This is a genomic window from Thiofilum flexile DSM 14609 (genome assembly GCF_000380185.1).
In the GTDB taxonomy this organism is placed as follows: domain Bacteria; phylum Pseudomonadota; class Gammaproteobacteria; order Thiotrichales; family Thiotrichaceae; genus Thiofilum; species Thiofilum flexile.
In genome coordinates this window covers 50405-65655 of sequence record NZ_KB904752.1, presented here as the reverse complement: position 1 = coordinate 65655, position 15251 = coordinate 50405, and the positions used below count along the sequence as shown (strand labels likewise).

Annotated in this window: 6 protein-coding genes; 2 read left to right on the top strand and 4 right to left on the bottom strand. The window is 43.8% G+C overall.

Features of this window, described 5'->3' with window-relative positions; all coding sequences use genetic code 11:
* Window positions 1-22: 22 nt before the first annotated feature.
* A complete protein-coding gene (gene rpsB, locus A3IK_RS0104620) occupies window positions 23-811 on the bottom strand; it encodes a 30S ribosomal protein S2 (RefSeq protein WP_020558810.1) in 789 nt (262 codons plus the stop codon).
* Between the two features lie 193 nt (window positions 812-1004).
* On the opposite strand from rpsB, the gene map reads away from it, so the two are divergent.
* Both map and glnD read left to right on the top strand, forming a co-directional pair.
* Window positions 1005-1802, top strand: a complete 798-nt coding sequence (gene map / locus A3IK_RS0104615; protein ID WP_020558809.1) for a type I methionyl aminopeptidase — start codon at window positions 1005-1007, stop codon at window positions 1800-1802.
* Entirely contained in the window at window positions 1799-4438 is a 2640-nt protein-coding gene (glnD, locus tag A3IK_RS0104610) for a [protein-PII] uridylyltransferase (RefSeq protein ID WP_020558808.1), read from the top strand. The genes map and glnD overlap by 4 nt, the downstream gene beginning before the upstream one ends.
* A 55-nt stretch (window positions 4439-4493) precedes the next feature.
* On the opposite strand, the gene A3IK_RS0104605 is transcribed toward glnD, so the two are convergent.
* The 3 genes from A3IK_RS0104605 to pckA all read right to left on the bottom strand — a co-directional run bounded on the left by A3IK_RS0104605 (window position 4494) and on the right by pckA (window position 15145).
* On the bottom strand, window positions 4494-8285 hold the full coding sequence (locus A3IK_RS0104605) for a cadherin domain-containing protein (RefSeq protein WP_020558807.1): 3792 nt from the start codon (window positions 8283-8285) through the stop codon (window positions 4494-4496).
* Window positions 8286-9051: 766 nt separating this feature from the next.
* Window positions 9052-12846 (bottom strand): cadherin domain-containing protein, encoded by a 3795-nt coding sequence (locus tag A3IK_RS0104600; RefSeq protein ID WP_020558806.1) that lies wholly within the window; start codon window positions 12844-12846, stop codon window positions 9052-9054.
* 688 nt (window positions 12847-13534) lie between these two features.
* Entirely contained in the window at window positions 13535-15145 is a 1611-nt protein-coding gene (pckA, locus tag A3IK_RS0104595; protein ID WP_040848692.1) for a phosphoenolpyruvate carboxykinase (ATP), read from the bottom strand.
* Window positions 15146-15251: the final 106 nt, after the last annotated feature.

Here is a 15251-nt window from a genome sequence, read left to right as displayed (position 1 = left end):
TACACAAATAATCATTTCCAGATTAGTCTTGATCAGCGTCGTCTGAATCAGCAGCGACCACGACATCGTCTTCAACTTCAACGTCGTCTTCTTCTGTAGGCTCTTCTAATGAACCACCACTATTAGTAATAGTAGCATGGGCTTCATTGATGGTATCTGCGATAGCAGTCACATACAGTTGAATGGCACGAATTGCGTCATCATTACCTGGAATAGGATAGTCAACATTAAGCAATGGGTTATTAGTATCTACTACCCCAATGACCGGAATACCTAATTTTTTCGCTTCTTGTAGAGCAATTTTCTCATAGCCCACGTCAATAACGAAAATAGCGTCAGGTAAGCCTTTCATTTCTTTAATGCCGCCTAAGCCACGCTCTAATTTTTCCAGCTCGCGCTGTTGCATCAAAATTTCTTTCTTATTAAGACGTTGCAGTGCGCCTTCTTCCATACCTTTTTCAAGATCTTTCAAACGACGAATCGATTGTTTAACGGTCTTGAAGTTGGTCAACATACCGCCTAACCAGCGGTGATTGATATAAGGCATTTTGCAAGAAAGAGCTGCATCTTGAATCGCTTCGCGGGCAGAACGCTTGGTACCAACGAATAAAATCTTGCCGTTTTTAGAGGCTAATTTGCCGATAAAATTCAGTGCATCATTAAACATGGGCAGGGTTTGCTCAAGATTGATGATGTGAATTTTATTACGCTCACCAAAGATGTACGGTGCCATCTTAGGATTCCAGTAACGGGTTTGGTGTCCGAAGTGAACACCGGCTTCCAGCATTTGACGCATGGTAACTTTAGGCATGATTAACTCCTGGGTTATGCCTCCATACACCCCTACCTTCAACCCTAGTAATTATCCGAGTATTGGAATCTAGAGCACCCTGAATGGCAGGTTTCAGATGTATGTGTGGATTTAAAATAACAATATATTTGCGAAAATCGCGGGCGCTTTATACCATGAATCCCTTTACAGTGCTACCGGAACCTACGGCTTCATGACTATTACGATTAAAACCCCTGAAGAAATTACAAAAATGCGCATTGCGGGACGCTTAGCGGCGGACGTATTGGAAATGATTGAACCGCATGTAAAACCGGGTGTGAGTACCGATGAGCTTAATACCCTGTGCCATGACTATATTGTTAATGTACAGCAAGCCATTCCCGCACCCTTAAACTACGGTCGCCCCCCCTTTCCTAAATCGATTTGTACGTCTATTAATCATCAGATTTGCCACGGTATCCCTAGTGATAAGCGCCTAAAGAAAGGTGATGAGATCAATATTGATATTACCGTGCTTAAAGATGGCTATCATGGTGATACCAGCAAAATGTTTTCCGTGGGCGAACCTACCATTGCAGGCAAACGCTTAGCACAGGTCACCCAACGCTGCCTCTATTTGGGTATTTTACAAGTGAAACCCGGCGCAAAACTCAGCGCCATTGGTAAAGTCATCCAAGCTTACGCTCATAGTCAGAACTATAGTGTGGTACAAGAATTTTGTGGGCATGGTATAGGGGCTAAGTTTCACGAAGATCCTCAAGTTTTGCACTATTACCATGCTGATAATGATAAAATCATTATGGAACCGGGGATGATTTTTACTATCGAACCGATGATTAATCAGGGCAAGCGAGATATTAAACTGCTCCCTGATCAATGGACCGTCGTGACTAAAGATCACAAGCTCTCCGCGCAATGGGAGCACACGGTACTAGTCACTGATACAGGCTTTGAGATTCTCACGCTCCGACCAGAAGAAGAAGGTTGGCAGGAACGCATGGTACAATGAGTGTATTTGAACAAACTGACGCATTTATTAAACAATATAGAACCTTTTTAAAAACCGAGCCTTCGCGCCCTGCCCACTATCGGCAGTATCTTAAACAAGCGCGAGAACTATTAAGCCAGCAATTCCATGCTGGCTTAGATATTCGCACCTTGCTCCATGCCCATACCCATGTTATTGATAATTTGCTCCAAGGTTTATGGGAGCAAATTCTACCGGAAGAAGCCAATCTTAATACCACGTTGATCGCCGTCGGGGGCTATGGGCGACGCGAACTCCATCCTCAATCGGATATTGATCTACTCATTCTGCTCAAAGCTACCCCCGACCCGCATTGTAGTGAACGTATTGGGCAGTTTATTACTATGCTGTGGGATATCGGTTTAGAAGTAGGCCACAGTGTGCGCACCCTACCCGAATGCGAAGCTGCCGCACGCCAAGACTTAACGATTATTACTAATCTAGTGGAGTCGCGCTATATTACCGGCAGCCATGATTTATTTGAGCTACTCAATAAAACCATAGCCCCTGACAATATGTGGTCTAGCCAAGATTTTTTTACCGCTAAACTAGAAGAACAAAAACAGCGCCATATTAAATTCGGCGATACCTCCTATCGCGTTGAGCCTAATCTAAAAGAAGGGCGCGGCGGTTTGCGCGATATTCAAATGATTACGTGGATTATTAAACGCGAATACGGGCAATTATCCCTACAAGAACTACACGAGCACCAACTACTCGAACCGGGCGAATATAGTACGCTACAACGCGGACGGGCTTTTTTATGGCGTATTCGCTTTTTACTACACGAAATCACTAAACGCAAAGAAGATCGTCTCTTATTTGATTATCAACATGCTCTTGCTCAAGCCTTTGGTTATAACGACCCTAATCGTAATAGTGCGGTTGAAGCTTTTATGCATCAATACTATCGCACCATTACCGAATTAGAACGTTTAACGGAAGTATTAATTGGGGTATTACGTGATAAGGTCTTAATGCCTACCTACCCTGCTCCGGTTATGTTAGGCGAGCATTATCAACGTTATGGCAGTTATTTAGCAGTTAGTTCACCCGATACTTTTGTATTATACCCGACTGCTTTGCTGGAAATTTTTCTGGTAATGCAGATTACGCCCCATATTACCGGCTTAACACCCGATACTATTCGGCTGATTCGGCGTAATGTTTATCGTATTGATAATAGCTTTAGACAACAATCACGGCATCGGCAAATATTCCGCCAAATTCTACAGCAAAATACTGGCATTACCTTTGTAATGCGCCTGATGAATCGTTTAGGTATTTTAGCAGCTTATATTCCCGCTTTTGCGAGTATTGTAGGGCGCATGCAATATGATTTATTTCATGTGTATACCGTTGATGAGCATACGCTTTGGGTATTACGTAATTTACGCCATTATAGTACTCCGAAAGGCGAGCAGGAAATGCCTTTTTGTAGCCAAGTATTTCGCAATTTGCAAAAACCAGAGCTACTGTATTTAGCAGGCTTATTTCATGATATTGCCAAAGGTCGTAATGGTGATCACTCCGAATTAGGGTCAAAAGATGCGTATGACTTTTGTCGTGAGCATAATATGGATTTACATGATTCGGGTTTAGTGAGCTGGCTAGTCCGCAATCATTTGATTATGAGTGTTACCGCCCAACGTAAAGATATTAGCGACCCTGAGGTTATTGCTGATTTTGCTGCTCAGGTAGTAGAGCAAAGCCGTCTAGACTATTTATTCTTACTTACCATTGCCGATATTCGTGGTACTAATCCTAAATTATGGAATGGATGGAAAGAATCGTTATTACATGAGCTTTATCATGCCACCCGTCGCCATTTACAAGCACGTACCCCGCATTCACAACAAAGTGATTCATTGATCAAGGAGAAGAAACGCTCTGCTTTAGAATGCTTAGTGAAATTAGGTTTTTCAGTGGATGAATGTGAGAGCCTTTGGGATCGTTTAGGTGAGGAGTATTTATTACAGCATTCGGTTGAATCTATTTGCTGGCATGCAGAATGTTTACTATCCACACGAGAACATCATTTACCCGTAGTGCAACTCAGTGAAACGGTTTCAGGCAATATTAATCTCGTCTTTATTTACGGGCATGATAAAGGAGATTTATTTTTCCGTGTTGCCGCTACGATGGAGCAATTAAATCTTAATATTGTACAAGCAAGACTAACGTCTATTGACGAGCATGACTTATATACCTTGCATGTATTAGGGCCTAATAATCAGCTCATTGGTAAAAATGATGAGGACTATGTAATTCAAACCTTAAAACATAATTTAACCTTACCCGAAATCATTCCACGTCAGCATCATCGCTCGCGTATTTTACGCAACTTTGATATTCCGACTCGTGTCCATTTCCGTCAAAACATTGAGCGGCAATTAACAGAAATGGAGCTTAGAACAGGCGATATGCCCGGACTCTTATCTCGTTTAGGCGCAGTATTTTATGAGCTAGATTTAACCGTGCGTAATGCCTTAATCACGACGCTAGGCGAACAAGCCGAGGATGTGTTTTATATTACTTGGCGCGATGGCTCACCGATTACCGAAACCTATGATCAAGAATATATTCGCTCGCGTATTACTGAGGCGCTAAAAATATAAAACCACAAGCCACTTCCTTTCTATCCTAATGAATAGAAAGGAAGTATGAGTCATGTTATTGGGCGTTTGGAATAGTACCTGGCACTACAAAGTTTGCTGAAAAGCTAGCATTGCCGGGGTGCATTAAAACATTACCTATGACAAGATTAGTATCATTACTAGGGCCTGCAAATAGCGTATAGCCATTCATATCGACGTCGGATATACGATACCCATTTAATTGATAGTTACTATTCAGTAATGTATTACCTTCATACACTAATATGGGTCCTAATAGACCATTGACATCATTATTAGGGCCATTTGCGATCACCTGATTGCTTTTATTCGCATCCCCTGCCCACATAACGGCTTTACTATCCACCACTAACCGTGCATTGTTGCCATAAACAGCGGTAGCGGATAAGGTAAAATCAACTAAGTTAGGCGCAGAACCTAAAGCTACAGCACTCGCGCTCATAACACCTAAGTGATTACGATGACGTAAGACCACATAGTAATTACCCGCCATCACACTCGCAAACGTCAGATTCACACTCCCGGTATCCGCCGTCACCACATCCCCATCACGCTGTAAGAGAGCCGCTTGTTGTGCCACTATGATAGAAGGGTTAGTCGCATTACGTAACTCGACTAGTATCCAGTCAGTTATAGCATCAACACCACTGACTGTTAGCAGAGTATTATTTAACGGCTCTGTGCCAGTATAGCCGAAGGGGGTTATCGTATAGGGTTGGCTATTAGGGATTATATTGAGAATACGTAATGAATCATGCATCAAATAAGTCTCAGCATTAAACGGCCCTTGTAAGAAACCCTTCACTTGTAATACAACACCTTCAGCCACATTAGTCACTGTGACTGCAATAGCCTGCATATCCGTGCCGCCTTTGCCATCAGAGACTGTCACTTGAACGTCGTAAACATTATTGCCTCCGCTATCGGTTGGCGCTTCATAGTCGGGAGCGGTGACAAATTGTAAAACTCCGGTACTACTATTGATGGTGAACTTAGCCGCATCCGCTCCACCTGTAATGCTATAAGTCAGGGTATCCCCGTCCGCATCAGTTGCCGTGACCGTTGTGACTGCAGTTTGATTCTCCGCCACACTGATTGCTGCGGTATCTCCACCACCATTGCTGGTAATCACAGGGGGAACATTTTCAACCACATTAGTCACTGTGACTGCAATGGCTTGCATATCTGTGCCGCCTTTGCCATCGGAGACCGTGACTTGAACATCATAAACATTATTAGCCCCATTATCGGTAGGCGTTTCAAAGTCTGGTGCTGTAACGAATTGTAAGACGCCCGTACTGCTATTGATGGTGAACTTAGCTGCATCAGTTCCACCTGTAATGCTATAGGTTAAGGTATCCCCATTCGCATCCGTCGCGGTGACGGTTGTAACTGCGGTTTGATTTTCTGGCACACTGATAGCGGCTGTATCACCACCACCATTACTGGTAATCACTGGGGGAGCATTTTCAGCCACCACATTAGTTATTGTCACCGCAATGGCCTGCATATCTGTGCCACCTTTGCCATCAGCGACTGTGACTTGAACATTATAAACATTATTGGCTCCAGAATCGGTAGGCGCTTCATAGTCGGGAGCTGTGACAAATTGTAAGACGCCAGTACTACTATTGATGGTGAACTTAGCCGCATCCGCTCCACCGGTAATACTAAAGGTCAAGATATCGTTATCAGCATCAGTGGCTGTTACTGTCGTTACCGCTGTTTTATTTTCTGCCATACTAATAGCGGCCGTTGCTCCACCACCATTACTGGTAATCACAGGTACTGCATTGAGCGGGCAGATATTAGCGATGGGGGTAACGAAATTAGTAATTTGTGTCGCATTAAGTAAAAAGTTAGTCGTGGTTTCAAAACGCCTTGGAGAGGTTTGAGACCCTTCTGGATCATTTGGATTAGTTTCTATACCACCTGTCCAAGACCCACCGACGGAGGCCACAGCAGCGGCAGCAGCATCACGCATCTCCACCGTTTCCCCCCCTACTGTTTCCGCTATCGAAAGCGCTGTAATTGAAAACTTAACACCTTGGGCTTTTAATAAATTATAGATAGTAAAGTTTGATCCATCATTAGGCTCATAGCCAAACCCCTCACCATCAATGATGGCTGAGGAGTCGGGATAGTACCGAGTCGCATCCGTGAAAATAACGATTTGTAAAGTGCGGGTTAAATCACGACTCAGCTCCTTAAGAGAGCCGACAATATAACTAGAGGTGGTACTGGCATTTCCATCAAGGGCATAACTCATTTGATAAATAGCCCCCGCCATATTATCTTCGGTCATATTAGGGGTAGAAGGAGGAGTAAATCGGCGTACTGGAGAGGCGACAGACGCCGTTGAAAAATTACGCTCAAAATAGACATTTTGACCAAAATCTGCTCCTCCAAGAGACCCGGCATAATGAGCTATTGCAATACGGGTGGCTGAATTAGCAGTACGCAGCGCATTACCCACTTTCACCACCGTGGAGGCAAAGTCCGTATATTCTGCCGGAACAATAGATCCTGAGTTATCCAAAAGAAAAAGTACATCTGTCCCCCCCGTCGCCGTACAAAGACCAGAACCTCCAATAGCCGGTACGGGATTATCAAACATATCCGTCACGGTCACTGCAATGGCCTGCATATCCGTGCCGCCTTTACCATCCGCTACAGTCACTTGAACATCATAAACATTATTGGCTCCATTATCGGTGGGCGCTTCGTAGTCAGGAACGGTGACAAATTGTAAGACGCCAGTACTGCTATCGATGGTGAACTTAGCCGCATCCGCTCCACCGGTAATGCTATAAGTGAGGGTATCTCCATTGGCATCCGTGGCGGTGACTGTTGTGACAGCGGTTCGGTTCTCTACCACACTAATAGCAGCGGTATCCCCGCCACCATCGCTGGTAATCACAGGAACTGCATTAGGAGGGCAGATATTAGCGATGGGGGTAACGAAATTACTAATTTGTGCAGCAGACAGTAAGAAGGTAGCGGAGGTTTCATAGCGTCTAGGGCTAGTCTGAGACCCCTCAGGATCAGCCGGATTACTTTCTATAATACCCGTCCAAGATCCACCGACCGAGGCAATCGCTGCAGCCGCTTTATCACGCTCATCTGTTGTGATTCCATTAGGTAGCGTAAGTGCGGCGACTGAAAACTTAACACCTTGCGCTTTTAATAGGTTATAGATAGTAAAGTTTGATCCATCATTAGGCTCGTAACCATATCCCACCCCATCAATCATAGCAGAACCAGAGATAGACCCGTCTCGATAGGCATCGGTGAAAATGACGATTTGTAAAGGACGAGTTAAGTCACGACTCAGCTCTTTGAGGGGGCTTAGAATAAAACTAGAGGTGGTGCTGGCATTTCCATCAAGCGCATAGCTCAATTGATTCACAGCGCCCGCTAGATTGTCCTCAGAATAATTATAAATGCTGGGAAATTGACGGACAGGGGAGGAAAGTGCAGCCGTTGAGAAGTCACGCTCCAGAGAGAGATACTGTCCATAATCGGCGAAGGGTACACCACTCAAGGGGCCTGCAAAATGAGCGACAGCAATCCGGGTGGCTGGATTAGCAGTACGCAGCGCATTACCGATACTCAACACCGTTGAGGCATAGTCAGCATACTCTCCAGCAAGGACAGAGCCTGAGTTATCCAATAGAAAAATGACATCGGTACCCCCGGTAGCCGTACAGCTCGTAGAACCTCCAGTAGCAGGTGCTGCGGCTAACGTGGGTACAGGAAAATAAAAAAGTAAGAGGAATAGACTGTATAGCCAATACAGTTTGATTTTGAAACTAGCTATTTTTAGCATGATTATACCCGCTTTACATTACTATAGTTTTTATATAAATAATCCAAAATAGATTAAAATAATTAAGTGGCTATATTAATAATTTAATATTTTATAGATTTTATTAAAAAAGAAATTGAAACAATCACAATAAGCAGCCCCATAAGCTATAACTCAAAAAAATTATAGTTAACCTAACGCTTAGATACTCAATTGATTTAATGCATAACAAGATCAAAAGTTCATGTTTTTAATATGAATTTAGTGTACAAAATCAAAATTTATTCTAGTTACTTAAAATTTTATCTAACCTATTGCGTAATAATTAAATCTTGAAATACTGATCAACAGCCGAAATCATTTCTTTAAAAAATGGCCTATTGTAATTTTCTCACCTCAATTAACCCTATTATTATGAAATTATTGCTTCGTAAGTCAAGAAAAAATTTTAACTATTATGACATACTCTTTATTTATCAAGGAATTATTTACCAAGGCGATAGGGTGTATGATCAGCTTCATAGACAGCGAAGTGATCTAGTGCTAGCAGCCTATTAGGCTAATCTGAATGAAAAAGGTAGGTAATAACCTGCTCGAAAGTAGAGTCGGTTAAGAATGAGGGGAAGGAAGAGAGTCACTCAGCAGTAATAGCGGCTCTGCCTTGTGTAGCTTCATGAAGTAATACTCACGAAGCTCACACGAGCAGAAGTCTGTTGTTAGAGAAAATCGAAGTGAGATCATTGACTTCCTTTCTATCCTAATGAATAGAAAGGAAGTATGAGTCGTATTATTGGACGTTTGGAATAGTACCTGGGATCACAAAATTGGCTGAAAGGCTAGTATTACTGGGGTGCATTAATACATTACCAATGACAATATTGGTGTCATTACTAGGGCCTGCAAACAGCGTATAGCCATTCATATCGATATCCGATATACGATACCCCGCTAATTGATAGTTACTATTTAGTAATGAATTGCTTTCATAAACTAATACAGGGCCTAATAGATCATTGACATCATTATTAGGGCCATTGGCGATCACTTGATTGCTTTTATTCGCATCCCCCGCCCACATAACCGCCTTGCTATCCACCTCTAACCGAGCATAGCTGCCATAAACAGCGGTAGCGGATAAGGTAAAATCAACCAGACTAGGGACAGGGCTTAAAGCTAAAGCACTCGCACTCATAACACCTAAGTGATTACGATGACGTAAGACCACATAGTAATTACCCGCCGCCACACTCGCAAAGGTCAGATCCACACTACCTGTATCCGCTGTAACCACATCACCATCTCGTTGTAGTAAGGCAGCTTTTTGTGCTACGAGGGTACTAGGGTTAGTCGCATTACGTAACTCGACTAATACCCAATCAACTATCGCATTTGAATCACTCACGGTTAACAAAGCAGCATTGAGTTGCTCAGTTCCTGAGTAATTAAAGGGCGCAGCGGTATAAGGTTGAGTACTAGGGATTAAGTTTTTAGTACGTAATGAATCATACATTAGCTGAGTTTCGCTACTAAACGGCCCTTGTAAAAAGCCTCTCACTTGTAAGACGACTCCCCCCTCAGCGACATCCGTAACAGTAACACTAATCGCTTGCATATCCGTACCACCCTTACCATCGGATACCGTCACTTGAACATCATAAACATTATCGGCTCCGGTATCGGTAGGATTTTCATAGTCAGGAGCTGTGACAAATTGTAAAACGCCGGTACTGTTATCAATAGTGAACTTAGCGGCATCCGCTCCACCTGTAATGCTATAAGTGAGGTTGTCCCCATCCACATCGGTAGCGGTAACTGTTGTAACGGCGGTTTGATTCTCTGCCACACTAATAGAGGCAGTATCACCGCCTCCATTGCTAGTAATCACGGGGGCCACATTTTCAGCTACATCCGTCACGGTAACACTAATCGCTTGCATATCCGTACCACCCTTACCATCCGATACAGTGACTTGAACATCATAAACATTATCAGCTCCGGTATCGGTGGGGGCTTCATAGTCGGGAGCTGTGACAAATTGTAAAACGCCGGTACTGTTATCAATAGTGAACAGAGCCGCATCCGCTCCACCTGTAATGCTATAGGTTAAGGTATCCCCGTCGGCATCGGTGGCTGTCACTGTTGTCACTGCAGTTTGGTTTTCTGCCACACTAATAGCGGCGGTATCACCACCCCCATTACTGGTAATCACGGGTGCCACATTTTCAGCTACATCCGTCACTGTGACTGCAATGTCTTGCATATCTGTACCACCATTACCGTCCGATACAGTGACTTGAACATCATAAACATTATTGCCTCCAGAATCGGTAGGCGTTTCAAAGTCGGGGGCTGTAGCAAACTGTAAGACCCCCGTACTGCTATCGATGGTGAACTTAGCGGCATCCGCTCCACCTGTAATGCTATAAGTGAGAGTATCCCCATCCGCATCGGTGGCTGTGACTGTTGTAACAGCCGTTTGATTTTCTGCCACACTAATAGCCGCTGTTGCACCACCACCATTACTGGTAATCACAGGTGCTACATTAGGACCGCAGATATTAGCGATTGATGTTACAAAGTTACTAATTTGTGCAGCAGACAGTGTGAAGGTAGAAGAGGTTTCATAACGTCTAGGGCTAGTCTGAGATCCCTCAGGATCCACCGGATTACTTTCTATAATACCCGTCCAAGATCCACCCACGGAGGCAATGGCAGCTGCCGCTTTATCACGCTCATCGGCTGTGATTCCATTAGGTAGCGTAAGCGCTGCGACTGAAAACTTAACACCTTGGGCTTTTAAGAGGTTATAGATGGTAAAGTTTGACCCATCATTCGGCTCATAACCATACCCCACCCCATCAATCATGGCAGAACCAGCGACAGACCCGTCTCGATAGGCATCGGTGAAAATGACGATTTGTAAGGGGCGAGTTAAATCACGGTTTAGCTCTTTGAGCGAGCTTAGAACAAAACTAGAGGTAGTACTGGCATTCCCATCCAGCGCATAGCTCAATTGAGTAACAGCACCGGCTAGATTGTCCTCACCATAGTTATAAATGCTGGGAAATTGACGTACAGGCGAGGAGAGCGCAGCGGTTGAGAAGTCACGCTCTAGAGAGAGATACTGGCCATAATCGGAGAAGGGTATACCACTCAAGGGGCCTGCAAAATGAGCGACAGCAATACGAGTGGCTGGATTAGCAGTACGCAGCGCATTACCGATACTCACCACCGTTGAGGCATATTCAGTATATTCTGCCGCAAGGACAGATCCTGAGTTATCCAATAGAAACACAACATCGGTACCCCCCGTAGCCGTACAAGTACCAGAACCTCCAATAACAGGTATGCTTTCAGCGACATCCGTCACTGTCACGGCAATGGTTTGCAGATCCGTACCACCTCTGCCATCCGATACCGTCACTTGAACGTCATAAACATTATTAGCTCCACTATCGGTAGGCGCTTCATAGTCAGGGGCTGTGGCAAATTGTAAGACACCCGTACTACTATTGATGGTGAACTTAGCCGCATCCGCTCCACCCGTAATGCTATAAGTCAGGGTATCCCCGTCGGCATCGGTGGCGGTCACTGTTGTCACTGCGGTTTGATTCTCCGCCACACTAATAGCGGCCGTATCGCCACCCCCATTACTGCTAATCACAGGCGCTGCATTAACATTATAGGGGCACATATTAGCAATGGGGGTAACAAAATTCGTAATTTGTGTGGCAGAGAGTGTGAAAGTAGTAGCGGAGGTTTCAAAACGTCTAGGGAGAGTCTTAGATCCTTCAGGATCCACCGGATTATCTTCTATAGCACCTGTCCACGATCCACCCACCGAGGCAATGGCGGCGGCGGCGGGGTTAGTCACCGCTGGTGCAGGTGAACTAAGAAGTGCTACTGAAAACTTAACCCCTTGGTTTTTTAATATATTGAAGATGGTAAAGTTAGAGGCATCATTGGGTTCATAGTCATACCCCGGAATATCAATCATAGCACTGGCTTCGCCAGGGAGTACGGCGGTGCCGTATGACTCCGCTCGCATTGCATCGGTAAAATCCACAATTTGCAAAGGACGGTTTAAATCACGACTAAGTTCTTTGAGAGGGCTTACAATATAACTAGAGGTGGTAGCAGCATCTCCATCCAGCGCATAGCTCACTTGATAAACAGAGCCTGCCAAATGATCAGTATACAGCAAAGTTTGGGCAAAATGACGTACAGGAGAGGAGAGTGCAGCGGTCGAAAAATCACGCTCAAGAAAGATCTGTTGACCAATCTCAGGGCCAGTATCAGGCCCTGCATAATGAGCCACAGCCAGACGGGTGGCTGGATTAGCAGCCAGCAGTGTATTACCGATATTCACTATGGTTGCAGCAAACTCAGTATATTCTGCGTCAGTGACCGATCCTGAGTCATCCACTAGAAAAAGTACATCGGTACCCCCGGTAGCCGTACAAGTACTAGAACCCCCAATAGCCGGTACTGCCGCTAACGCGGGTACAGGAAAATAAAAAAGTAAGAGAAATAGACTGTATAGCCAATACAGTTTGACTTTAAAACTAGCTATTTTTAGCATGATTATACCCGCCCTATATTGCTATAGTTGTTATATAAATAATTCAAAATAGATTAAGCTAATTAAGTAGCTATCTTAATAACTTAAGATTTTATAGACTTTATTAAAAAAATTAAGACAATCACAATAACCCACCCACCTAAACTATAAAATTCAAAAAATTATAGCTAACCTATGTTTATCTGATTTAATGTGTAATGAGATCATAAGCTTCTATTTTTAATATGAACGTAGTGTACAAAATCAAAATTTATTCTAGTCACTTAAAATTTATCTAAAATATTGTGTAATAATTAAATCTTGGAATACTGATCCATAACTAAGATCATTTCTTTAAAAAATGGCCTATTATAATTTTTTTACCTCAATTAACCTTATTATTATGAAATAATCGTTTCATATGTCAAGATAAAATCATTATTATGAAACAATTGTTTCATAAGTCAAGAAATTTTTAACTGTTATGACATACTATTTGTTTATCAAGGAATTATTTACCAAAGCGACAGGGTGTATAATCAGCTTTATAGGCGACAAAGTTGTCTGTGGAATCGGTTAAGAATGTGGGGAGCTATTCAAGAGTAATGGCACTTCTGCCTCGTGTAATTTCATGAGGTGATCCTCACAAAATCTACACGAGCAGAAGTCTGATGCTAGAGAAAACTTGTTAGAAAAAACATAAACGAGACTATTCGCGTCCGGCTACTGGCCCTGCATTACGGATGGCCTCACTGGTACCTTCGGCGTACTTTTTAAAGTTTTCATGGAAGGCATGGGCTAATTGCGTCGCTTTTTCTTTATAAAGCGCTTTATCTTCCCAAGTCGAGGAAGGATCTAATACATCAGTAGGTACACCCGGACATTTGACCGGCACTTGTAAACCAAAAATGGGATCTACTTGCATCGGGGTATTATCCAAGAAACCATCTAAAGCAGCATTGAGCATAGCGCGGGTATGGCTAATCTTCATACGCTTACCGACACCATACGCGCCCCCACTCCAGCCGGTATTCAATAACCAGCACGATACCCCATGCTCATTGATTTTCTTACCCAATAGATCCGCATAAACCGAGGGGTGTAGAGCCATGAATGGAGCACCGAAACAGGTACTAAAGGTTGCGGTAGGTTCTGTTACACCTTTTTCAGTCCCCGCTACTTTAGCAGTATAGCCTGACATAAAATGATACATCGCTTGCTCAGTCGTGAGTTTAGCAATCGGAGGGAGCACCCCAAACGCATCACAGGTCAACATAATAATATGCTTAGGATGCCCTGCTTTGCCGGGGTACAGCGCATTCGGCACTTGAGTGACTGGATAGCTAGAGCGGGTATTTTCGGTGATACTGCCATCAAATAAATCGAGCTTACGCGTCGCTTCATCCATCACCACATTTTCGAGTACTGTACCGAAAGTATGGGTGGTTTTATAAATCATCGGCTCTTGCTCTTGTGATAGATTAATCACTTTGGCATAGCAACCGCCTTCAATATTAAAGACGCCCTGATCACTCCAACCGTGTTCATCATCCCCAATCAATTGACGCTTAGGATCAGCTGATAATGTGGTTTTGCCCGTACCTGACAGACCAAATAATACGGCCACATCACCCTCTTCCCCTACATTGGCAGAAGAGTGCATGGACATAATCCCCTGACGTGGCAGGATATAATTCATCACCGAGAAAATAGATTTCTTAATTTCACCCGCATAATGCGTACCACCAATTAGTACTAGGCGCTGTTTGAAATTAATAATGACAAAGGTGCCGGAATGGGTGCCATGAATCGCGGGATTAGCCTGCATATCGGGGACATGTAATACGGTAAAACGTGGCTCATCAACCCCTAATTCACGCCCTAACTCACTAGGACGAATAAACATATTCTGGGCAAATAAAGCATGCCATGCTTTTTGGGTAATCACCCGAATCGGTAACTCTGAACTAGGATCAGCGCCCGCTAATAAATCTTGCACATAGACACTTTTGCCTTTTAAAAAGGCTTGGGCATCGGCTAGTAGGCGCTCAAAATGGGCTTCTTTCATGCCCTTATTCACATCGCCCCACCAGATATACTCACGACTGGTGTCTTCTTCTACCGTAAATTTTTCCTTAGGTGCACGACCCGTGAATACCCCCGTATAAGCCACGATTGAACCGCCCTCAGCCACTTGGACCTCTGCATGGCGCACGGCAGCTTCATACAACACTGGCGCGGTTTGATTCCAGTGAATAGTAGCTAACTCTTTTAAACCCCAGGTATCTGCTAGATAAGTAGCGATTGTGTTCATTGTCATACATCTAATCCCATGGTCACCTACTTTCAGCATAGGTGTCGACATAATAAAAATCAACGTTAATAAAGTAGCTAGTATAGACGCTCTATCAGTAGATTTAAACGTG